Annotated in this window: 1 protein-coding gene and 1 pseudogene; both read right to left on the reverse strand. The window is 68.2% G+C overall.

All coding sequences use genetic code 11. The features are described from left to right. Complete coding sequence (locus LZC95_05090) at positions 1-6060, reverse strand: SDR family NAD(P)-dependent oxidoreductase (GenBank protein ID WXA96210.1); 6060 nt, start codon at positions 6058-6060, stop codon at positions 1-3. Further along, positions 6057-25754 (reverse strand): annotated as a pseudogene (locus tag LZC95_05095) (SDR family NAD(P)-dependent oxidoreductase). The gene LZC95_05090 and the pseudogene LZC95_05095 overlap by 4 nt, the downstream one beginning before the upstream one ends. Positions 25755-25831 lie beyond the last annotated feature (77 nt).

The raw sequence follows: 25831 nt of genomic DNA on the forward strand, positions 1-25831 counted from the left end.
TTAGAGCCAATCGTGAATGGCGCGCGCCGACGCGCCCGCGTGCTCGGCAATCATGGTGACGTGGTCACCCGGTATTTCGATGAGGTCGTGCGTGTGCTCCCAGTGCGCGCGCCACGCATCGCCATCGCCCATGCCCGGCAGGGGCTCCGCAACGCGAATGACCAGGGTACGTGCCGCAATGGCGGCGGGCCGATAGCCGGCGAAAAGGCGGAAATACCACATCATTGCGGTGAGCTCGTCGTCCATGCGGGGCGCGGAGTCGAGCTGCCCCATCCAGACGCGCCGCAGGGCCTCTTGAAAGCGCGGTGGAACCTCGTCGGGCAAGTACGTATCGAGAAGCACCACCCCGGCGGGCGAGACGCCCCGGCGTTCGAGTTCGCGCGCGACCTCGTAGGCAATCCACCCGCCCGAGGAGCATCCAACGAGTGCGAAGGGTTCGTCGGCGCTGCATCGAAGTACGTTGTCGGCGTGATCGCGAATGACCGAGGCAGCTTCGCGGGGGAGCGGCTCACCGCGGGCAAATCCGGTGTGCGGGAGAACCCATGTCTCGCGGAGATCCTTGAGCGATGCCGCCAGGCGGGCGTACTGAATGGGACCCGTCGGCGCGGCCAGCGAGGGAAAGCAGATCAAACGCGGTCGCACCTCGCCCCGGGCCAGGCAAACGGGGGCCGGGGCACTGTCCTGCGAAGCCTCGGCGGCCATGCGGGGGGCGCGTGCGCGGGCGGCGATTTCGAGCAGCTCCCAGGCGTGATCGTGCTGGCCCTCCGCGTAGGCCCTTCGGAAGAGGGCGAGCAGCCCGGCGGGCAGATCGAGCGCGGGCGCATGGTCTCCGTCGTCGTGCTCGGCCTCGAGCCTTCGTAAAATCGCCGCGGCGGCCTTGCGCGGGGTGGGGGACTCGAAGAGCAGCGCCGCGGGAAGCTTGGTCCCGAGGTGCGCGCTCAGTTCCTGGCGCAGCTCGACGGCCATGAGCGAGTTCAGGCCGAGCTCGAGCAGCGATCGATCGTGCGCCATGTCGCGCGCCGATCGAAGGCCGAGCTTTGCCGCTGCTTTTTCGCAGAAGATATCGAGCACCGCCCGGGCGCGCTCGGCCTCGGGCAGCCGCTTGATTTTCGCGCGCAGAAGCGGCGATGCCGAGGATCCGTTGGACGAGGGCGCCGCCACCAGGGCTCGAAGCAGCGGTGGAACGGCCTCGCCCGAGCCCGAGTCCGCGCGCGAAAGCGTAGCGCGCATGCGTCCGAGGTCGAAGGCCACGGGCACGGAGAGCACGTCGCCTGCTTCCAGGGCGCGCTCGAAGAGGCGCATCCCTTCGTCGACGGCGAGGGGCGCGAGGCCGAGGCGGCCCATGCGCGCGATGTCCGCTTGCTGAAGGTGCGCCGTCATGTTGCTTCGAACGGCCCAGTAGCCCCAGGCGAGGGCGGTCGCGGGAAGCCCGCGCGCCCTGCGATGATGGGCGAGGGCATCGAGGAAAGAATTGGCGGCCGCGTAGTTGCTTTGGCCGGGGCCACCGAGCAGGCCCGCGACGGAGGAGAACAGCACGAAAAAATCGAGCGGGAGGCCTTTCGCCGCGCGATGCAGGTTCCACGCGCCGGCGACCTTCGGCGCCATGACGGCGGCAAAACGCTCCGCGGTTTGCTTGCGCAGGACCCCGTCGTCGAGCACCCCCGCGCAATGGAAGATGCCGCGCAGTTCGCGCACCCGAGAAAGCGAGGACACGAGCGCGTGCACGGCACCGGCGTTGGCGACGTCGCACGCGAGCACCGTGACCGTCGAGCCCAATGCGCGCAGCGCATCGAGCGCTTGGACCGTTGCATCGTCCGTCGCCGGCAGCCGCGAAATGAGGGCGATGTGCCCGGCCCCGCGCTGGGCGAGCCATCGCGCCACCTCGAGCCCCAGCGCACCGAGTCCGCCCGTAACGAGGTACGTCGCACGTCGCTCGATCGCGGGCAGGGCCTCGTCCGTCGCCGGGCCCGGGCGCACGAGCCGGGGCGCGAGGAGCTGGCCATCGCGAATGGCCAGCTCGGGCTCGTCGTCCATCGCCAGCGCGGCATCGAGCAACTTCGCATCGACCTCGCCGGTGCCGACGTCGATGAGTCGAAGCCCGAGCTCGGGGTGCTCGTTGCGGGCGGTGCGGCCGAGGCCCCAGAGCGGTGCCTGCGCCAGCGACAGCGCGGGATCGGCATCGCCGGTGGCGACAGCGCCGCGCGTGAGCCATACGACGCGACGGGGCGGCTCTTCTCGGACCACGAGCGCCTGCAGCTCGGCGAGTGCTTCGGCTGTCTGCGTGTGCGTCTTCGCGACCAGGGTGTCGGGATCGTCCGATGGCGCGGGCCAATCGTGGAGGAACCCGTCGAAGCCCGGGCGGGTCTCGCGTGGAGGTACGCGTGTCCATCGCAATTCATATCGATGACGCTCCGCACCGGTTGCGCGACGCAGGGCGCCCTCGTCGGCCCGTTTGAGCCGAAGCCCGCGAAGCTCGCCCAACGGCACGCCATGGTCGTCGTAGAGCACCACCTCGACCCGATGGATTTCCTCGCTTTCGCGATGGCGTTCGACGCGCGCCCAGACGGCCGTCGCGCCCTCGCGCCAAACGGTCATGCCTTCGAGCGAGAAGGGCAGAAACATGCCCTGTTGGGCCTCCGCCTGCCATAGACCGAGCGCGTGCAAGACTCCGTCGAGCAGCGCAGGATGCATCGCGTACGCCGTCGCCTCGGATTGCAGCGCCTCGGGCAGCTCGCTTCGCACCCAGCGCACGGCGCCATCGCGAAACGATGCGCGCAGCGTCTGGAACGTGGGACCGTAGTCCAGGCCGTGTTCTCGAAGTGCGGCGTAATACCCGTCGAGGGATTCGGGCTCGGCGTGCTTCGGCGGAACCTCCCAGAGTGCCGGCGGCGGTGAGGCCGCGGCCTCGCACGGCTCGAAGAAGGCTTCCGCGTGGAGCGTCCAAACGACGTCGTCTGCGCGCTGCGCGACGGGGGCGCTGTGGATGCGAACGCGAAAGCCGATATCATCGGGGGCGACGCTCACCTGCACGCGAACTTCGCCGCGCTCGGGCACCAAAAGCGGTGTGTGCACCAGGGCTTCACGCAGCACCGGCACCCGTGTGGGATGGCTGGCCGAGGCAGCCGCCTGCGCAAGCCCGAACAGGGCCACCCCGGGGAGAAGCGTTCGCCCGAGCGCCACGTGATCGCTCACCCACGCCGGCGAGCGCCGCGACACGGTGCCGTTGAAGAGCCACGTGCCGCTGTCCGCGACCATGCTCGCGGCCCCGAGGAGCGGGTGCTTGCTCGGGATCCAACTCGGGCCGCCCGATGCCTTCGGCGCGCAGAGCCAATGCCGTTCGCGTTGGAAGGCGTACGTCGGAAGAGCGACCGTGAGGCCGGGCGGCAGAATCTTCGTCCAGTCGATGGCGAGGCCGTTGACGTGCAGCTCCGCAATCGAGAGAAGAAGGCGCCCCATGTCACCTTCGCCGCGTCGCAAGGAGCCGGTGACCACGCCGCCCTTCTCGTTTTTCTCGCCGCCGCGTGCCCCATCGAGGCTCGCATGCAAGGTAAAGGTCAGCGTGGGCATGGGGCTCGCCTCGACGAAGAAGCGATGGCCATCGGCCAGGAGCCCTTGAACCGCGTCTGCAAAGCGGACGGTGTGCCGCAGGTTGCGAAACCAGTAATCGGCATCCAGCGCGGTGTCTTCGAGTTTGCGTCCGGTGAGCGTCGAGTGGAACGCCACCGCCGGCGGCCGGGGCGCGATGCCCGCGAGTTGCTGCAGGATCTCGTCGCGAACGACGTCGACTTGCGCGCTATGGGAGGAGATCCCCACTTTGCGGGCGAAGACGTCGGCACCCGCGAGCTCGGTCATGAGTGCGTCGATGGCTTCATCGTCGCCGGACACGACGGTGGATCGCGGGCTGTTGATCGCCGCGATGGCCAGGCGCTCGCCCCCGCGCGCGAGGTACGGCGCCAGGTCGTCGGCTGCGAGCTCGACGGCGGCCATCGCGCCGCGGCCTTCCAGCTTTCCGAGCGCGCGGGCGCGCACCATGATGGCTCGGGCCGCGTCCTCGAGCGAGAGGGCGCCCGCAATGCAGGCGGCCGCGATTTCACCTTGGCTATGGCCCACGACGGCGTCGGGCTCGATGCCCAAGGATCGCCAGAGCGCTGCGAGCGACACCATCATCGAAAAAAGGGCAGGCTGCACCACGTCGATGCGCTCCAACGAGGGTGCCCCGGGCTCGCCGCGGAGGACGTCGAGCAGCGACCAGTCGATGTGCGGTGCCAAGGCCTGGGCGCACTCTTCGATGCGCGCGCGGAACACATCGGATGCCTCGAGCAGGTCACGCGCCATCCCGGTCCATTGCGAGCCTTGCCCCGGAAAGACGAAGGCGACCTTGCCTGCGGTGTCCGCATCGCCCACCACGACGTCGGCGTGCACGTTTCCCGCCGCCAGCGCATCGAGCGCAGTCAGCACCGCGTCGCGGTTTCGTGCGACGACGACGGCGCGACGCTCGAAGAGGCTGCGCGTCGTCGCAAGTGAGTGCGCCAGATCGACGAGCCCGAGCTCCGGATGCGCCTCCATGTGCTCACGCAGCCGCGCCGCCTGCGCACGCAACGCCGAATCCGTTTTTCCCGAGAGGAGAAACGCCGTGACGGTGTCGTCTTCGGCACGAGCCTGGTGCGAGGCCCTGGGAGGCTCTTCCAAGATGGCGTGCGCATTCGTCCCACTGAGACCAAACGACGAAATCGCCGCGCGGCGCGGATGGCCATTCACCGGCCACGGGGTGGCCGCACTCAAGAGGCGGACAGCGCCCGAGCCCCAATCGACGTGGTGCGACGGCACATCGGAGTGCAAGCTTTTGGGCAAGAGCCCGTGCTGCATCGCGAGCACCATCTTGATGACCCCCGCGACGCCGGCCGCCGCTTGCGTGTGCCCGAGGTTGGCTTTGATGCTGCCGAGCCAGAGCGGCTGCTCCTTCGGGCGATGACGCCCATACGTCGCGAGCAGGGCCTGCGCCTCGATGGGATCGCCCAGGGTGGTGCCCGTGCCGTGCGCCTCGACGACGTCGATGTCGCCGGGTGCGAGCTGCGCATTGAGAAGCGCCTGCCGAATGACCCGCTGCTGCGCGGGGCCATTGGGCGCGGTGAGGCCCTGGCTTCGCCCATCCTGGTTCAGCGCCGAAGCACGAAGGACGGCCAGCACGGGGTGCCCGTTTCGCTGCGCATCGGAAAGGCGCTCGAGCAAGAGCATCCCGATGCCCTCGCCCCAGCTCGCGCCATCCGCCTTTTCGGAGAACGGTTTGCACCGTCCGTCGGTGGAGAGCACGCGTTGGCGGCTGAATTCGACGAAGGACGTGGGCGTCGCCATGATGGTGACCCCGCCGGCAAGGGCGAGGGTGCATTCGCCGTTGCGCAGGGCCTGGCATGCGAGATGGATGGCGGTCAGCGACGAGCTGCACGCGGTATCGACGGTGACGGCGGGGCCGTGCAAACCGAGGGTGTAGGCCACGCGGCCCGAGGCGATGCTGCCGCCGCTTCCGATGGCCACGTACCCTTCGGAGCTTTCCGCGGCCTGCATCAAGTTGGCGCTGTAGTCCTGGTACATGATGCCGACGAAGACGCCGGTCGCACTGCCCTGCAGCGAGGTGGGCGCGATGCCCGCGCGCTCGATGGTCTCCCACGAGGTCTCGAGCAGCAGTCGCTGTTGCGGATCCATCGAGGCCGCCTCGCGCGGTCCAATCCCGAAGAAGGCGGCGTCGAAGCGATCGGCGTCGTAGAGAAAGCCGCCCTCGCGCACGTAGCTTTTCCCATGGGCATCGGGATCGGGATCGTAGAGCCCGTCCACGTCCCATCCGCGGTTGGTGGGGAAGCCGGAAATGGCATCCTTGCCTCCCTCGAGGAGCTTCCAGAATGCCTCGGGGCTGTCGGCGCCACCTGGGAAGCGGCAGCCCATGGCCACGATGGCCACGGGTTCCTTCGTTGCGGCCTCGATGTCACGATTGCGCTTCTTGAGGCGCTCGACTTCGCGCAGGGAGGTACGAAGGGCTTCGGTGATTTTGTCCTGGGAGATGGTCATGCAGGTTCCTCGGCGAGAGCAAGTTGAACGAGGGCGTCGAGGTTCATCGACTCGAGGGCATCGGGTTCCTCCTCCGTCGCGAGCGCCTCGACCTTCGGCGCCTCGCTCTCGGGAACGAGTTCGGCGCGAAGGAATTGGGTGAGCGCGTCGGGGGTCGGATAATCGAAGAGGAGCGTGGCCGAGAAGCGGAGGCCGGACGCGGACGCGAGTCGATTGCGAAGTTCGACGGCCATGAGGGAATCGAGGCCGAGCTCTTGGAGAGGACGCTGCGGTTCGATGGATGAAGGATGGGCATCGAGGACAGCGCCCACGTGCTCTCGAACGAAGTCGAGGAGCAGGCGTCGCTGGGCGGCCTCGTCGAGGGTGCGAAGCCGCGCGGCGAGCGGATCGACCTGCATGACGCCATGGCGCGCACCGCGTGCTGACGTTGCACGAACGAGGCCGCGGAAAAGCGGCGGCAGGGAATCGCCGCGGGCCGCGAGGGCTGCCGCATCGAAGCGAACGGGAACGAGCAGAGGCTCGGCGCGCGCGAGCGAGGCATCGAAGAGCGCGAGCCCCTCCGCGGAGGCAAGGGGAACGAGGCCCTGCCGGCGGATGCGCGCGCGGTCTTGCTCGGCAAGACGAGCGGCCATGCCGATGCCGTCCCAAGGTCCCCATGCGAGGGAGCTCGCCGGGAGGTCGCGGGCCAGGCGATGCGCCGCCAGCGCATCGAGTGCCGCATTGGCCGCCGCGTAGCTGGCTTGCCCCGGGCTGCCGAGCACCCCGGAAAGCGAGGAGAAGAGGACGAAGGCTCGCAGATCGAGGAGGCGGGTGAGTCGGTGCAGATGCCACGCCGCATCCAGCTTGGGCCGAAGGACCGCGTCGATGCGCTCGGGTGAAAGGGAGTCGAGGAGGCCATCGTCGAGGACCCCCGCCGTGTGCACGACGGCGGTCAGTGGATGTTCGGGCGCGATGCGGGCGAGCATTCGCGCGAGCGCGTCGGGATCGGCCACATCGCAGGGGCAAAGGTCGACGTGCGCGCCCGCGGCTTGCAGCTCGGCGACGAGATCGGGGGCGCCGGGAGCGTCGGGACCTTGGCGCGAGGTGAGGAGCAAGTGCCGCACGGCGTGCTGGTTCACGAGATGACGCGCCAGCTCGGCACCAAGGGCTCCGGTGGCGCCGGTGATCAAGACGGTGCCGTTCGGATCGAGGGCGCGCGTCGTGCCTGCGACCGGCCTGGCGCGCGCAAGGCGTGGAACGCGAAGGGTGCCCTGCCGAATCGCAACCTGAGGCTCGGCGAGGGCAACGGCCGCGTGGAGCGTGGGCATGTCCGCCTCGTCGGCATCGATGAGGACGATGCCGCGCGACGGGTTCTCGATTTGCGCGGATCGGGTCAGGCCCCAAAGCGGGGAATGAACGAGGTCGAGGACGTCTTCATCGGGCTGCGTGGCGATGGCGCGACGGGTGAGCACGACGAGCCGGCACGGCCCCAGGGCATCGTCGGCGAGCCACGCCTGCAGCCGCGCGAGCAAGCGGTGCGCGGCTCGATGGGCGCGGGCGGGGACGTCGGTGTCGCGTTCATCGCCGAGGAAGCCGAGCGCGACGACGTTCGGCAAGGGCGCGCCGTGCGCGATGGCATGACGGAGCGCATCGAGATCGGGGTACGCAGGGACCGTGTCGACGCCGGGTGGGGTGTCCCCGACGAAGGCCCACGTCGGGCTGGGGGAGGGCGCGGGAGCAGGCAGCTCGTTCCAGAGGACGGCGTGCAGCGGGGTTGCGGCGTTGTCCGCGAAGAACTGCGCCGCGGGCGCCCGCCGCGTGGAGAAGCCTTCGATGTGGGCGACCGGGACACCGTCCCTGTCCCAGAATGCAAGATCCGATATACTGACATCCGCGTCGGTGTCGATCGCGCCGCGCAACGCGTGCTCGGTCCACGCCGGAATCGAGGCGCGTCCGTACCAAACGAGGCGCTCGACGGCGAAGGGCACGCGGGCGATCTGGTTCGACGACGAGGGATGCTCCCCGCCCAGTGCGGCGGACGCGGTCCAAAAGCCGAGCCCGAAGGCGCTGTCGATGAGCCCACCGGGAAGGGGCGCATCGATGGGGCTGCCCTCCGGCACCGCCAATTGACCGAGCCCCGTGCGTTCACGGGTATATCCGACCTCGCGGAGCCAGCACCACTGGGGCCCCCAATCGATGTTCATCGATTGAAAGAGACGAATGACGGCATCGTGCGACGCTCGGCTCGAAGTCTCGCGCAGATCCGTCTGCAGGGAAGCGCGCTCCGGCACCGCACTGGGAGCGATGGTGGCCGTCACGTGCGTCGACCAGCCTTCTTCCCCGCGGGTGGAGAGCGTGGCCGAAAACCCCGTCGGGACCAGCGGTGAAAGTTGTACATGCAAGGTCGTCGGCTCGAGCGCGCCCTCGAACGTCAACGCTTTGACGAATTGGAGATCGCGCACCTCGAGGGGCTGGTCGGGCCAATGCGACGCCGCAACCGCGAGAAGCACGGCAACGTAGAAGGCACCGGGGACGACGATCTGTCCGTAGACGACGTGGTCGTGAAGGTACGACTGCACCGTCGGCCCGATGTCGAGCAGGTGCAGCCCCGACCCATCGGGCAGATCGATGCGCCGTCCCGCCAGCGGGTAGCGCCCACTCGAAGCGTCGCGGGCCTGCGCGGGACGGCGCGCGTTGCGCTCGAGCCAAAAGCTCTCCTGCTGGAAGGGATACGTGGGCAGTGCCACGCGCGATGGCCGAAGGGGCGCGAAGAAGGTCTCCCAGTCGATGGGATGACCGTGCGCGTGCAGCGCCCCGACAGCGGAAACGAGTGCCTCGACGCTGCGGTCTTTGCGCAGGGCCGTCACGAACGCGAGGTCGTCGTCGTGGTTCTCGAGGCAAGCTTGGGCAAGCGGCGCGAGGACACCGTGGGGGCCCACCTCGAGGAAGGTGGTGACACCCTGGGCGTGGAGCGACCGGATGCCATCGAGGAATCGGACGGCGTGCCGTGCGTGCCGGACCCAGTATTCGGCCGAGGCCATGTCGTTGGCCTGTCCACGCTGGCCGGTGAGGTTGGAGACGATGGGAATGCGCGGAGGCTGGTAGGAGAGCGTCTCGGCCACGCGCCGGAACTCGTCCAGCATGGGATCCACGAGGGGGGAGTGAAAGGCGTGGCTGACGCGCAGTCGGGTCGTCTTACGGCCGAGGGCTTCGAAGTGCCGCGCGATGGCTTGAACGGCGTTCTCGTCGCCGGCGATGACGGTGGACTGGGGCGCATTGAGCCCCGCAATGTCGACGCGCGCGTCGAGGTGAGGCCGGACCTCGTCCTCCGTGGCCTGGAGCACGATCATGGCGCCTCCCGGCGGAAGGGCCTGCATGAGGCGCGCGCGCGCTGCGACGAGGGTGCAGGCATCCTCGAGCGAGAGAACATCGGCCACATGGGCCGCGACGATTTCGCCGATGGAGTGCCCTAGAAGAACATCGGGTCGAAGCCCCCAGCCCTCGAGGAGCCGAAACAGCGCAACCTCGAGCGCAAAAAGCGCCGGCTGCGTGAACCCCGTCTCGTGGATGCGCGCATCCTCGGTAAGGAGCACGCCGAGCAACGCAGGATCGATGTGCGCGCACACGGCATCCAGCACCTCGCGAAACGCTGGGAAGGCCTCGTAAAGCGCCCGCCCCATGCCCGCATATTGGCTCCCCTGTCCCGTGAAGAGCACCGCGAGCTTCCTTCCGCGAAGGTTCGCACGGGGCGCCAGCGCCACCAGCTCCTGCTGCACCTGCTCGCGCCCCCGCGCCACGAACGCCGCCCGCCATTCGAAATGCGATCGCGTGGTCGCAAGCGAATACGCAATATCGACCAAGTTTGCATTGGGATTCGCCCCGATATGAGCACCTAGCCGCTCACCCTGCTCGCGCAGCGCTTTTTCCGTCTTCGCCGACAGCACGAAGATCGTTGTGCTTTCCTGCGGACTTAGGAGAGGCAGCTGCGGCGCCTCTTCGACAATGACGTGCGCATTGGTTCCGCTAAGGCCAAATGCGGATATCCCCGCACGCCGCACCTTGTTTCCGGCGTCCCACGTCAGCGCGGCATCCACCACGCGCACCGGCAATGCATCCCAATCGATATGCCGATTGCGCGGTGTCGTATGCAATGTCGGCGGCAGTGAACCATGCTGCAAGCACGCGACGATCTTCGCCACGCCCGCCAATCCGGCCGCCGACTCGAGATGGCCAATGTTCGACTTTACGGCGCCCAACAAAAGGGGGCTCTCCGGCTGGCGTCCCTCACCGTAGACCGCGGCCAACGCCTGCACCTCGATGGGATCCCCGAGCACCGTGCCCGTCCCATGGCACTCGATGACATCGACATCCCCAGGGCGCAATCGTGCATCCTCGAGCGCTGCCCGCAGCACCTTCTGCTGTGAAGTCCCGTTGGGTGCGGTGATACCGCTGCTCGCCCCGTCGTGGTTCACCGCAGACCCACGCACCACGGCCAGCACCCGCCGGCCATTCGCACGCGCCTCCTCGAGCCGCTCGAGGGCGAGCACCACCACGCCCTCGCCCCGTCCGTAACCGTCGGCGCCTTCGGAGAATGTCTTCGACCGCCCATCGGCGGCGAGCGCCCGCGTCCGCGACAGCGTCACGAACCCTTCCGCGGCGGCCATGACCTGGACGCCACCCGCCAGCGCCAGCTGGCACTCCCCGCGCCGCAGGGCCTGACACGCGAGATGCAAGGCTACGAGCGACGAGCTGCACGCGGTATCCACGGAAAGCGCGGGTCCTTGGAGGCCCAAGGTGAATGCCAGGCGGCCTGCGGCAAACGACGAATGCGTTCCGGTCACGGCATACGCCTCGGCGTCGTGATCCTGCAGACGCAACTCGTAGTCGCTGGGCCCGATGCCGACGAAGACGCCCGTCTGCGAATCGCGAAGCGACCCAGGAACGATGCCCGCGTCCTCGAGCGCTTGCCATCCCGCCTCGAGCAGCAGCCGATGCTGCGGATCGATGTGCCGCGCCTCCCGCGGGCTGATGCCGAAGAACGCGGCATCGAACCCGTCCACGCGATCCAGAAAGGCCGCGTGCCGGACATAGGACTTGTCCTTGGCGTCGGGATCGGGATCGTACGTCGCCTCGGCGTCCCAGCGAGCCCGCGGGACGACGCGCACGGTATCGACGGAGGATTCGAGGATCCGCCAGAAGCCGTCCAAATCGACGACGCCACCCGGAAGCCGCAAGCCGATGCCCACGATGGCAATCGCGGAGTGCTCTTCCTGGACGGATTCCCTGGGCGCATCGTGCGCCGTGGCGGCGGTGAGCCCGAGGGTTTCCAGCAAAAAGGCGGCGACCCGCCGAGGTGACGGGAAGTCGAAGGTGAGCGTCGCCGGCAGCGCGACGCGCGTTGCATGCTGCAAGCGGCGGCGCAGCTCGACGGCCATGAGGGAATCGAGCCCGAGATCGACGAAGCCCGTTTGCGGATCGAGGCGCGCGGGATCCTCGTGACCGAGGACGGCCGCGCATTCGGCGCGCACCATGTCGACGAGATGCTCGAGCCGTTCGCCATCGCGAAGGCCGCGCAATCGAACGACGAGCGCATGCTCCTCGCCGGCCACCGCGGGGGCCGACCCTTCGAGCGCGCGGACCGCATCGGGCAGCGCATCGAACAGAGGCCGATGGCGCGCCGCCGCAAAGGAGGGCGCAAATCGGGTCCAATCCACGTCGGCGACGGTGAGCGTCGCATCGTTGGTCTCGAGCGCGCCTGCGAGCGCAGACACCGCGCGGGAAGGCACCATCGGCGACAGCCCGCGCCGGCGCAGGTGCTCGTGGGCACCTTCACCCTCGGCCATGCCGCCGTCGGCCCAAGGACCCCATGCGATGGCCGTGGCCACGAGCCCGCGCGCGCGCCGGTTTTCCGCGAGCGCGTCCAGGTACGCATTGGCGGCGGCATAGGCCGATTGCCCTGCGCTTCCCCAGACGCCCGCAATGGACGAAAAGAGAACGAAGGCATCGAGCGGCTTGTCGCCAAGGAGCCGATCGAGGTGCGTTGCCCCACCCACCTTCGCGGCCAGGACGTTCTGCACATCGTCGAGCGAGGCTCGTTCGAGGGCTCCATGCTGGAGAACCCCCGCGGTGTGCACGACCGCGCGCACGTCGGGAATTCGATCGAGCAACGCGGCCAGAGCCTCGGCATCCGAGCTGTCGCATGCTTCGACGGAGACGCGGACCCCCATGGCCTCGAGCTCCTCGTGAAGCTCCTGCGCGCCGGGCGCACTCGATCCGCGCCGGCTGGTGAGGACGAGGTGCTCGGCACCTTCGCGCGCGAGCCATCGCGCCACATGGGCACCGAGCGCGCCCGTGCCGCCGGTGATCAGAATGGTCCCCCGCGGTTTCCACGTCGGTGCATGGGACGGCTCGGGGGCCCGCACGAGTCGCCGCGCGAACAGCCCCGAGGGCCGCAGCGCAACTTGATCTTCCCCGCGCCCGAGGGCGGCCACCATGCGCGACAGAGCGATCGCATCGAGCGAATCGGGCAAGTCGAGCAAACCGCCCCAGCACCGTGGATGCTCGAGCGCGAGCGCGCGGCCGAAGCCCCAGGTCAGCGCTTGGAGCGGCGACGCCAGCGGATCGGAGCGGCCGATGGATACGGCACCGCGCGTGAGAATCCAGAGCGGCGCCGCCAGGGAAAGTTCACCGAGGGTTTGCGTCAGGGCAAGGGTGGAGGCGAGGCCGCGCGGCACGGTGGAATGCGACGGCAAAGACACTGTGTCGAGCGCGAGCAACGAGACGATGCCCCGCGGAGCCGATGCGCGGTCGAGCGCCTCGCGCAAGCGTGCGGCGTCCTCGAGAACCACGGTCTCGACGTGCGCACCGTGCTCGGTGAGGGCACGCGAAACGGCATCGGCGAGGTCTCCATCGTGGGCCGAGCGCACGATCCACCAGGTGCCTTCGAGCCGCGTCGGCGGGGCCGCAGGCAGCGGCTTCCACGTGATGCGGTAGCGCCATGCATCGAGTGCGTCGCGATCGGTGCGTTCGCGGTGCCACGCCGAAAGCGCGGGCAACAAGGCGGCGAGCGATGCGCGTTGCGCGGGCTCGTCGATGCGCAGCGACGCGCTGAGCGCATCGAGGTTGCCCGCTCCGACGGCGTCCCAGAAGCGCCGATCCCCTGCGGTTGCCGGGCCATCCTGCTTCGTGGGAGCCTCGATCCAAAAGCGCTCGCGCTGGAAGGGATACGGGGGCAGCTTCACCCGAGAGGGGCCGAGGGGCGCGAAGAAAGCCTCCCAGTCGATGGGGTACCCGCGCACGTGCAGCGCACCGAGCGCCGCCACCAAGGAATCGGCGCCCCGATCCTTCTGCATGGTGTGCAGGAAGGTCAGATCGTCGGTCCCTTCGAGGCACGCCTGCGCGAGGGGGGTGAGCACGCCGTGCGGGCCGAGCTCGAGAAAGGTGGTCACGCCCTCGGCATGCAGCGTGCGGACGCCATCGAGAAAGCGGACCGGCTGCCGCACATGGCGCACCCAGTAATCCGCGGATGCGATGTCGCGAGGATCCACGCGCTCGCCGTCGAGGTTGGACACGATGGGGATGCGGGGCGGCTCGTACGAGAGGGTTTCGGCCACGCGCCGGAAGTCGTCGAGCATGGGCTCGACCCGTGGCGAGTGAAACGCGTGGCTGACGCGCAGGCGCGAGGTTTTTCGTCCGAGCGCCTCGAAATGCGCGGCCACGGCCAAAACCGCCGCTTCGTCGCCCGCCACCACGGTGGCGTTGGGTGCATTGAGGCCGGCGATGTCGACGCTCGGCGGGAGCAGCGGGCGCACCTCCTGCTCCGAGGCGCGAATCGCGACCATGGCACCGCCGGCGGGCAGTGCCTGCATGAGTCGAGCGCGCGCGGCCACCAGGGTGCATGCATCCTCGAGCGAGAAGACGCCCGCAACGTGCGCCGCGACGACCTCGCCAATGGAGTGCCCGAGAAGGGCATCGGGGCGAAGGCCCCAGCCCTCGAGCAGTCGAAAGAGGGCGACCTCCAGCGCAAAGAGCGCGGGCTGGGTAAATCCGGTTTCGTGAATACCGTCTTCGTCGGAAAAGAGCACATCGCGCAGCGGTCGCTCCAAAAGCGGATCGAGTTGCGCGCACACGCCGTCGAGCGATTCGCGAAACGCCGGAAACGCCTCGTACAGCGCACGCCCCATCCCCGCCCACTGGCTCCCCTGTCCGGTGAAGAGCACCGCAAGCCTTCCTCCGCGATGGCTCACGCATGGCGATAACCGCGCCAGCTCCTGCCGCATCTGCTCGCGATCGCGCGCAACGAAGGCGGCGCGCACATCGAAATGCGATCTTGCCGTCGCGAGAGAATAGGCCATATCGGTCAAGCTCGAATGGGGATTCGCCTCGAGATAGGCACTTAGCCGTTCACCTTGATCGCGCAGCGCCCTTGCCGTCTTCGCCGACAAGACAATGGCCGTGACGTTGTCGTTCGGGGTCGGGCGTGAGAATGGGCGCGGGGCCTCCTCCACGATGACGTGCGCGTTCGTTCCACTGAGTCCGAACGCCGAAACACCTGCCCGGCGTGCCCTATCGCCGGCGTCCCAGGTCACCGCGGCATCCACGATGCGCACGGGTAGCGCATCCCAATCGATATGCCGATTGCGAGGCGTCGTATGCAACGTCGGCGGCAATGCCCCACGCCGCAAGCACGCGACGATTTTCGCCACGCTCGCCAGCCCCGCGGCCGACTCGAGGTGCCCGATGTTCGTCTTCACGGCGCCAAGCCACAGCGGTCGATCCGGCGCGCGCCCCTCACCGTAGACGGCGGCCAGCGCCTGCACCTCGATGGGATCGCCGAGCGCAGTGCCCGTGCCATGGCACTCGACCACATCGATATCTGCGGCACACAATCGCGCATCCTCGAGTGCGGCCCGCAACACCTTCTGCTGGGAAGTGCCATTGGGCGCGGTAATGCCGCTGCTGGCTCCATCATGGTTGACCGCCGTCCCTCGCACGATGGCGAGCACGTCGCGTCCCCGTGCCTGCGCATCCTCGAGTCGCTCGAGCGCCATGACCACGACGCCCTCTCCTCGACCGTACCCATCGGCCGCTTCGGAGAACGTCTTCGAACGCCCATCGGCGGCGAGCGCACGGGTCCGCGACAGCAGCACGAACGGCTCCGGAGCCGCCATGACTTGAACGCCGCCCGCCAGCGCAAGCTGGCACTCGCCGCGTCGCAAGGCCTGACACGCGAGGTGCAGCGCCACGAGCGACGAACTGCACGCGGTATCCACGGAAAGCGCGGGGCCTTGGAGGCCCAAGGTGAACGCCAAGCGGCCCGCCGCAAACGACGTGTGCGTGCCGGTGACGGCGTACGCCTCCGCATCGTTTCGTCGAAGGCGCAACTCGTAATCACTGGGCCCGATGCCCACGAAAACACCGGTCCGCGAATCACGCAGCGTCCCAGGAACGATGCTCGCATCCTCGAGTGCCTCCCAACTCACCTCGAGCAGCAGCCGATGCTGCGGATCGATGTGCGCCGCCTCGCGCGGACTGATACCGAAGAACGCGGCATCGAACGCGTCCACGCGGTCCAGAAAGGCGCCTTCCCGCACATAGGATTTGTCCTTGGCGTCGGGATCGGGATCGTACACATCCTCTGCGTTCCACCGATCCTCCGGGACGCCGGAGACGGCATCCACGCCGTGTTCGAGCAGCTTCCAGAAGCCGTCCAGGTCGACGACCCCACCCGGAAGCCGCAAGCCGACACCCACGATGGCAATCGCACCGTGCTCCGCACCGGCGTTCTCGCTTGGCGCCGACGCCGCGATCTGCACGGCACGGTCGAGGCCGAGGGCCTGGAGCACGAAGCCGGCAACGTGACGGGGGGAGGGAAAATCGAAGGCGAGGGTGGCCGGCAGGGCTACGCGCGTCGCCCGTTGCAATCGCCGCCGAAGTTCCACGGCCATGAGCGAATCGAGCCCGAGGTCCGCGAATCCCGTTTGCGGATCGAGCCGCGCGGGCTCGGCGTGTCCGAGAACCGCCGCGGTTTCGGATCGCACCAGGCCCACGAGGTGCTCGAGCCTCTCCGCGGCGGATAGGCCGCGCAGCTGGGCGAGAAGCGCATGGTCCTCTCCGGACACGGGGCCCGCGGCTTCGAGCGCGTGGACGGCCTCGGGCAGGGCGCGCAGCAACGGGCGAGGCCGCGCCGCCGCGAAGGATGGAGCAAAGCGGCTCCAGTCGACATCGGCCACCGTGATGGCCGTCTCCTCGGGATCCTCTGCGAAGGCGAGCATCGCGCGGGAAGGCGCCATGGGTGACAGGCCGCGCCGGCGCAGGTGCTCGTGTGCGCCCTCGGCATCGGCCATTCCGCCGTCGGCCCAGGGGCCCCAGGCGATGGCGGTGGCGGCGAGCCCGCGTGCGCGCCGATGTTCGGCAAGCGCATCGAGGTACGCGTTGGCCGCGGCATAGGCCGACTGCCCCGCGCTGCCCCAAACGCCGGCCACCGAGGAGAAGAGGATGAAGGCATCGAGTGCTTTCTCGCCAAGGAGCCGATCGAGGTGGAAGGCCCCCGCGACCTTCGCCGCAACCACACGGTGCATGTCCTCCACCGAGGTCTGGGTGAGTGGCCGTTGTTCGACGACACCCGCGGTGTGCACGACCGCGTTCACCTCGCCGATTCTCTTCAAGAGCGCTTCGAGCGCATCGGCATCGGAGGTGTCGCACGCTTCGATCGAGACGCGGGACCCCAATGCCGTGAGCTCGTCATGCAATGCGCGTGCACCCGGGGCATCGGCCCCGCGCCGGCTGACGAGCACGAGGTGCTCGGCGCCACGATGGGCGAGCCACCGCGCGACATGCGCCCCGAGCGCACCCGTACCTCCGGTGATCAAGGTGGTGCCGCGCGGATTCCACGTTCGCGCAGTGTCCTTCGGCACCGCCCGGACAAGCCGCCGTGCGAACAGGCCCGAGGCGCGAAATGCGAGCTGGTCTTCGTCGTGCCCCAGCGCGAACACGAGCCGTGCGAGCGCCGCCGCATCGGGCGTCGCGGGGACGTCGACCAATCCGCCCCAGAGCTGCGGATGCTCCAACGCGAACACGCGCCCGAGGCCCCACGTCAAGGCTTGCAGCGGCGCGGCCAGCGGGTCCGAGCGTCCGATGGACACGGCGCCCTGCGTGAGAAGCCAGAGGGGCGCTTGCACGGAGCTTTCCGCGAGAGCTTGCGCGAGCTCGAGGTTGGCCGCGAGGCCACGCGGGATAGATGGTTGCTCGGGCAGCGATTCGATGTCGAGCGCGAGCAACGAGAGAATGCCTCGTGGCGGTGATTTCGCGAGCTGCGCGGCGAGGTTCTCATGTTCGAAGACCAGGACGTCTGCACCGTGTTGGGCCAGCGCGTTGGAAAGGGCTTTCGCGATCTCCGAGTCGAGCCCTTGGCGGGAGGTGACGATCCACCAGTTGCCCTCGAGGCGCGTTTCCGTCGCGACGGAGGAGAGCGGCTTCCACGCGATGCGGTAACGCCACGCCTCGACTTTGTTCCGCTCCGAGCGCTCACGGCGCCACGTCGAGAGAGCAGGCAGCAACGACGCAAGCGAGTCGCGCTGCTCGGGCGCATCGATGCGCAGCGACTCGTGCAGCGCTTCGAGATTGCCTTTTTCGACGGCATCCCAGAAGCGATCCTCCCCTGGCACCGCCGGCGCGTTGGCCGAGGGCGATGCTTCCAGCCAAAAGCGTTCCCGTTGGAAGGAATACGTCGGCAGCGTGATGCGTGAGGGCTGCGCAGGGGCGAAAAAGGCCTGCCAATCGATCTCGTGCCCGCGCGTGTGGAGGTTGGCGAGGCAGGCCACGAGCGAGGAGGATGCGTCGCGGTTCTTGTGCAAGGTGGGGATGAAAGCCAGGTCGTCGTCGGCCTCGAGGCAGCGCTCGGCGAGGGGAGCCAAGACGCCATGCGGCCCGAGCTCGAGGAAGGTGGTGACGCCCTGGGCGTGCAGAAAGCGGACGCCATCGAGAAAGCGGACCGCGTTGCGTGCATGGCGGACCCAGTAATCGGGGGATGCAATGTCGCTGGGCTCGACGCGGGTACCGGTCAAATTGGAAACAATGGGAATGCGTGGCGCGTTGTAGGTAAGGGTCTCCGCGACGCATCGAAAATCGTCGAGCATGGGCTCGACGAGGTGCGAGTGAAAGGCATGGCTGACGCGCAGCCGCGACACTTTGCGACCGAGGGCTTCGAAGTGGGACGCGAGGTCGAGGACGGCATCTTCGTCCCCCGCGACAACGGTGGAATTGGGAGCATTGACGCCCGCGATATCGACGCGCGCGTGGAGGAGCGGCCGCACTTCGTCCTCGGAGGCCTGCAGAGCGACCATGGCACCGCCAGGAGGAAGGGCCTGCATGAGTCGAGCGCGTGCGTTGACAAGGGAGCAGGCATCCTCGAGTGAGAACACGCCGGCAACGTGAGCCGCGACGACTTCGCCAATGGAGTGCCCCAGGAGAAAATCGGGACGAAGGCCCCAGCTCTCGAGAAGACGAAATAGTGCTACTTCGAGCGCAAAGAGCGCCGGCTGGGCAAATCCGGTTTCGTGAATCGAATCCGCGAGAGTGGAGTCCACGTGAATGGATCGTGCGACGCATGGAGCGCCGGCATCTTGCCGGCGGTCCGCCGGCCTCCGGCCGGCTGGAGGCGAGAGGAAAGCCGCCTGGAAGGCGGCGGACCGCCGGCTGGAAGCCGGCGCTCCATCGTCGGACCGTCGGCGAGAGGTGGGCGATCCATCGTCGGACCGTCGGCGAGAGGTGGGCGCTCCATCGTCGGACCGTCGGCCAGAGGTCGAGGGGGAAACATGCTCGAGGCGGGCGACTGCCGCGTCGAAGGCGTCGCGGAAGACGGGGAAGGCGTCATAGAGCGCGCGGCCCATGCCCTCGTACTGGGAGCCTTGGCCGGTGAAGAGCACGGCGAGCTTTTGGGAGCGCAGCGCATTGCAGGGGGTCGCCGCCGCAAGCGCTTGGCGGATGGACTCGACGTTGGGCGCCACGCAGGCAAGGCGCCATTCGAAGTGCGAGCGCCCCGTGGCAAGCGAATAAGCGACGTCGTGCAAATCCGCATCGGGCCGCTCCTCGAGGAACGCGCACAACTGCTCGACGTGAGCCCGCAACGCCGTCTCACCCTTCGCCGAAAGGAGCACCGGTACGCCCCCCGCCGTCCCTCCCCCCTCGACACCCTTGGCGTGAGGCGGCGCTTGCTCGAGCACGACATGCGCATTGGTTCCACTGAGCCCAAACGAGGAAACGGCGGCACGGCGAGGCCTATCCAATTGCGGCCAAGGCCTGGCCTCATCGAGCAGGCGCACAGTGCCATCGGCCCAATCGACATGGGGCGATGGCGCCGCCGCATGGAGCGTCTTGGGCAAGAGCCCATGCTGCATAGCAAGGACCATCTTGATGACGCCCATATTGGACTTAATGGTCCCAAGCCAAAGAGGAGCATCTTTCGAGCGCGCGCGCCCATAGGTGGCCATGAGCGCCGCAGCCTCGATAGGATCGCCCAGGGAAGTCCCGGTACCATGAGCCTCGACGGCATCAACGTCACCGGCAGCCAAATTCGCAGAGGCGAGCGCCTGACGAATGACCCTTTGCTGAGCAAGCCCATTGGGCGCGGTGAGGCCCTGACTCTTTCCATCCTGATTGAGCGCAGAGCCCCGAAGGAGCGCGAGCACGGGATGCCCAAGCCGGCGCGCATCGGACAGACGCTCCAGGAGCAACATGCCGACACCTTCGCTCCAGGCCACACCATTGGCATCCGCCGAGAACGACTTGCATCGCCCATCGGGCGCAAGGCCCCGTTGACGACTGAACTCGATGAAGCTGGTCGGGGTGGCCATGACGGTGGCCCCTCCCGCGAGGGCAAGCGAGCACTCGCCCTGACGGAGCGCCTGCGCGGCAAGATGGACCGCCACCAGCGACGAACTGCACGCCGTATCGACGGTAATCGCCGGCCCCTCGAGCCCGAGCGTGTACGCGATTCTTCCGGAGGCGATGCTCGGCGCACTGCCGATTCCAATCTGTCCTTCGAAGCTCTCCGGCGGCGCTTGAAAGAGCCGCGCAGCATAATCCTGATACATGACACCGACGAAAACGCCCGTGGAGCTACCCTGAAGCGAAGCCGGCGCAATGCCCGCACGCTCGAACGACTCCCACGCAGTCTCGAGCAAGAGCCGCTGCTGCGGATCGATGGTCAGGGCCTCGCGCGGACTGATGCCAAAGAACGCGGGATCGAAACCGAGCGCATCGCGAAGAAACCCGCCCTCGCGGACATAAGACTTGCCCTTGGCATCGGGATCCGGATCGTAAAGGCCGGCAAGATCCCACCCGCGGTCCGTAGGAAAAGCAGAAATGGCATCGGTGCCGTCGCAAAGAAGCTGCCAGAGTGCCTCGGGGGAGGTGACCCCGCCTGGAAAACGGCACGCCATCGCCACGATGGCCACGGGATCCTCCAGGTCCTTCAAGACCGTCTGCACCGCACTCGCGGCGGCGGGAACCGACTCCTCGCCGAGCAGCTCGGTGCGGAGCCACCGCGCAAGCCCATCGGGCGTCGGGTAGTCGAAGAGCAGCGTCGTCGAGAGCCGCAGACCCGTTGCCGACGCGAGTCGATTTCGAAGCTCGATGGCCATGAGCGAGTCGAGCCCGAGCTCCTGCAAAGGCCGCAACGGCTCGACCGACGCCGCCTGGACGTTGAGCACCGCGGCGACGTGCGTCCGCACCAGGTCGAGCAGCGCCCGAAGCCGCTCCGCCTCGTCGAGGGGGCGCAACCGCTCTTGGAGCGACGCATTGGCGCGACGGGATGCGCCCGTGCGCGCCTTGGAGGCCACGACCGCCGCATCGAACCGAACCGGCACCAGCAACGCTTCCGACCGGCCAAGCGCCGCATCGAACAGCATAAGCGCTTCCTGGGACGACATCGGAACGAGCCCTTGCCGTCGGATGCGCGCGCGATCCTGTTCCGGCAAACGCGCCGCCATCCCCACGGCCTCCCAAGGCCCCCACGCAAGGGAGCAACCCGGCAACCCTCGCGCACGACGGTGCGCCGCGAGTGCATCGAGCGCGCTGTTGGCCGCCGCGTAGCTCGCCTGCCCCGCGCTGCCGAGCGGGCCCGCGAGCGAGGAAAAGAGCACGAACGCCCGAAGATCGAGCGATGCCGTGAGCCGATGCAAATGCCACGCGCCATCGAACTTCGGTTGCAACACCGTTGCGAATCGCTCGGGCGAAAGGGATGCGAGAAGCCCATCATCGAGAACACCCGCCGCATGAACGACGGCTGTCAGCGGATGCTCCGGCGCGACATGCTCGAGCAGCTGCGTCAGCGCGTCGAGGTTCGAAACGTCGCACGCCCGCAGGCACACCTGCGCTCCCGCGGCCGCCAGCTCGGCGACGAGCTCCTCGGCGCCGGGTGCACCGGGCCCTTGGCGCGACGCGAGCAGCAGATGCCGCACGCCGTGACGGGCCACCAAGTGCCGCGCGAGCTCGGCGCCGAGGCCTCCCGTCGCCCCCGTAATGAGGACCGTTCCCTCCGCATCGAGGGGCTGCACGGATTCATCGCGGTTGGCCGTTGCACGTGCGAGTCGCGGCGAAACAAGCGAACCTTTTCGCAGCGCCAACTGCGTCTCCGGCCGAGCGAGGACCGCGCGAAGAAGCTTCCCATCGACGGCATCGACATCCACGAGCCGCGGCGCCCGCGTCGGGTGCTCGAGTTGCGCCGAGCGCACCAGCCCCCAGAGCGGTGCATGCACCAGGTCCGTGACATCGTCCTCCGACCCCGCCGCGACCGCGCCCTGCGTGAGCACCACGAGCTGGCACCCGGCGAAGCGTTCATCGGCAAGCCATGTTTGCAGCAAGGCGAGCACTCGGCCCGCGGCGACGTGTGCCCTGGCAGGCGTGCCCTCGTCGCCCGACGCTGACGCGCACGCGAGGATCACCACCTCGGGCCGGTGCGTCCCTTGCTCGATCGCCTCACGCAGCGTCTCCAGATCCGGATACACACCGGCCTCGAGGGCCGTGCCCAGGCCGAGCGAGTCCTCGCCCACGACGGCGCACGCCGCATCGCCGCCCGATTCGGAGAGAGGCAGCCGCGTCCACTCGAGGTGATGCATCGCCTCGTGAACGATGCGTGGGACTCCGCGCATCGACTCGAGGGACGCGGGCCTCGTGGACAGTGAATCGACGGTGGCCACGGGATGCCCCGCGGCGTCTGCAATGGCCATCGACACGGCGGCCGATTCTTCACGCCGCGAGAACCGAACGCGAAGCGACGTGGCTCCGGTCGCGTGAAGCGACACGCCCGTCCACGCGAAGGGCAGCGACAGCGGCCCCCCCTCGCGAAGGGCACGAACGCCGAGCGCATGGAGCGCCGCATCGAGCAGCGCCGGGTGAAGCAAGAACGCGCCCTCGGCGGGGCCCGACGGGAGCTCCACCTCGACGAAGAGATCCTCCCCCCGCGTCCACGCTGCGCGCAGCCCTCGAAACTCCGCCCCGTACGCGATCCCCACCGCCGCAAGTTCCTCGTAAACACTGGCCACATCCATGGGCACCGCCTGGGGCGGCGGCCAAGTGTGAAGGTCCGCGGGCAGCGCATCGTCCGCGCGCTGGAGAGCGCCGCTGGCGTGGAGGGTCCACGTGACGTCATCCGTGTTCGCATCCACGGGGCGGGCGTGAAGGGCGAGCGTTCGCTGCGCGGCATCGTCCTCGCGCCCGAGCACGAGTTGCACATCCACGGCACCCGCCTCGGGGAACGTGAGCGGCGCATGAAGCGTGAGCTCGCCCACCTGCGCAACCCCCGCGCGCTCCCCCGCGACCAGCGCAAGCTCGAGAAGCGCGGTTCCCGGCAGCACGACGGCACCGTGAACGGCGTGACCTGCCAACCAAGGATGGCTCGTCAGCGAAAGGCGACCCGTGAAGATCCACTCATCGCGCTCGGCCAGGTGAATCACCGCACCGAGCAGCGGATGCGACGCCGGCACGAGACCGAGCGATGGCGCATGAGTGGGGGCCGGGGCATTGAGCCAATAGTGCGTTCGCTCGAAAGGGTACGTCGGCAGCGCGACGGGCGCGGGCTGCGCGGGTGCGAAGAAGGCTCGCCAATCGACGTCGTGCCCGCGGGCATGGACCTCGGCGATGGCCGCGACGAGGAACGACTCGTCGCGGTCCTTGTGCAAGGTGGGGAGAAAGGCCAGGTCGTCGTCGGCCTCGAGGCAGCGCTCGGCGAGGGGAGCCAAGACGCCGTGCGGCCCGAGTTCGAGGAAGGTGGTGACGCCCTGGGCGTGCAGGAAGCGGACGCCATCGAGAAAGCGGACCGCGTTGCGTGCATGGCGGACCCAGTAATCGGGGGATGCAATGTCGCTGGGCTCGACGCGGGTACCGGTCAAATTGGAGACAATGGGAATGCGTGGCGCGTTGTAGGTAAGGGTCTCGGCGACGCATCGAAAATCGTCGAGCATGGGCTCGACGAGGTGCGAGTGAAAGGCATGACTGACGCGTAGCCGCGACACTTTGCGACCGAGGGCTTCGAAGTGGGACGCGAGGTCGAGAACGGCATCCTCGTCCCCCGCGACGACGGTGGAATTGGGCGCATTGACGCCCGCGATATCGACGCGCGCGTGGAGGAGCGGCCGCACTTCGTCCTCGGAGGCCTGCAGAGCGACCATGGCACCGCCAGGAGGAAGGGCCTGCATGAGTCGAGCGCGTGCGTTGACAAGGGAGCAGGCATCCTCGAGTGAGAGCACGCCGGCAACGTGAGCCGCGACGACTTCGCCAATGGAGTGCCCCAGGAGAAAATCGGGACGAAGGCCCCAGCTCTCGAGAAGACGAAATAGTGCTACTTCGAGCGCAAAGAGCGCCGGCTGGGCAAATCCGGTTTCGTGAATGGAATCCGCGCATGGAGCGCCGGCATCTTGCCGGCGGTCCGCCGGCCTCCGGCCGGCTGGAGGCGAGAGGAAAGCCGCCTGGAAGGCGGCGGACCGCCGGCTGGAAGCCGGCGCTCCATCGTCGGACCGTCGGCCAGAGGTCGAGAGGGAAAAATGCTCGAGGCGGGCGACTGCCGCGTCGAAGGCGTCGCGGAAGACGGGGAAGGCGTCATAGAGAGCGCGGCCCATGCCCTCGTATTGGGAGCCTTGGCCGGTGAAGAGCACGGCGAGCTTTTGGGAGCGCAGCGCGTTGTATGGAATGGCCGCTGCGAGCGCGTCCTGCAGCGCGCGTCGGTTTGGCGCCACGCAGGTAAGGCGCCATTCGAAGTGCGAGCGCCCCGTGGCGAGCGAATAGGCCGCATCGCGCAGATCCACATCGGACCGCTCCTCGAGGAACGCGCACAATTGCTCCACGTGCGCGCGCAACGCCGTCTCGCTCTTCGCCGACAGAAGTACCGGCACGGCCACCGCCGTCCCGCCCCCCTCGACGCCCCTGGGTGGAGGTGGCGCTTGCTCGAGCACGACATGCGCATTGGTTCCGCTGAGTCCAAACGAGGAAACGGCGGCACGGCGAGGCCTATCCAACTGCGGCCAGGGCCTGGCCTCATCGAGCAGGCGCACGGTTCCCGCAGCCCAATCGACATGCCGCGATGGCGCCGCCGCATGGAGCGTCTTGGGCAAGAGCCCATGCTGCATGGCGAGGACCATTTTAATGACGCCGGCCACCCCTGCAGCAGCTTGGGTATGCCCCATATTGGACTTGATGGTCCCAAGCCAAAGAGGCGCATCTTTCGAGCGCGAGCGCCCATAGGTGGCCATGAGCGCCGCAGCCTCGATGGGATCGCCCAGGGAAGTCCCGGTACCATGAGCCTCGACGGCATCGACGTCACCGGCAGCCAAATTCGCAGAGGCGAGCGCCTGGCGAATGACCCTTTGCTGAGCGAGCCCATTGGGCGCGGTGAGCCCCTGGCTCTTTCCATCTTGATTGAGCGCAGAGCCCCGAAGGAGCGCAAGCACGGGATGCCCAAGCCGGCGCGCATCGGAGAGCCGCTCCAGGAGCAACATGCCGACACCTTCGCTCCAGGCCACACCATTGGCATCCGCCGAGAACGACTTGCAGCGCGCATCGGGTGCCAGCGCACGCTGCCGACTGAACTCGATGAAGCTGGTCGGGGTGGCCATGACGGTGGCCCCTCCCGCGAGGGCAAGCGAGCACTCGCCTTGACGGAGCGCCTGCGCGGCAAGATGGACAGCCACCAGCGACGAACTGCACGCCGTATCGACGGTAATCGCCGGCCCCTCGAGCCCGAGCGTGTACGCGATTCTTCCCGACGCAATGCTCGGCGCACTGCCAATCCCCACATGCCCCTCGAAGATCTCGGGCACATGAAAAAGCCGCGCAGCATAATCCTGATACATGACACCGACGAAAACGCCCGTGGAGCTACCCTGAAGCGAAGCCGGCGCAATGCCTGCGCGCTCGAACGACTCCCACGCAGTCTCGAGCAAAAGCCGCTGCTGCGGATCGATGGTCAGCGCCTCGCGCGGACTGATGCCGAAGAACGCCGAATCAAAACCGAGAGCATCGCGAAGAAAACCACCCTCGCGGACATAAGCCTTGCCCTTGGCATCGGGATCCGGATCGTAGAGGCCCGCAAGATCCCACCCGCGGTCCGTAGGAAAAGCAGAAATAGCATCGGTGCCGTCGCAAAGGAGCTGCCAGAGCGCCTCGGGGGAGGTGACCCCGCCCGGAAAACGGCACGCCATGGCCACGATGGCGATGGGCTCGAACGACTTCTCCTCCACCTTGCGCAACCGTGTTTCGGCCGCGTGCAGCTCGTGTGTGACGCGTTTGAGGTACTCGG

It is taken from the genome of Sorangiineae bacterium MSr12523, from assembly GCA_037157775.1.
Taxonomy (GTDB): domain Bacteria; phylum Myxococcota_A; class Polyangia; order Polyangiales; family Polyangiaceae; genus Pendulispora; species Pendulispora brunnea.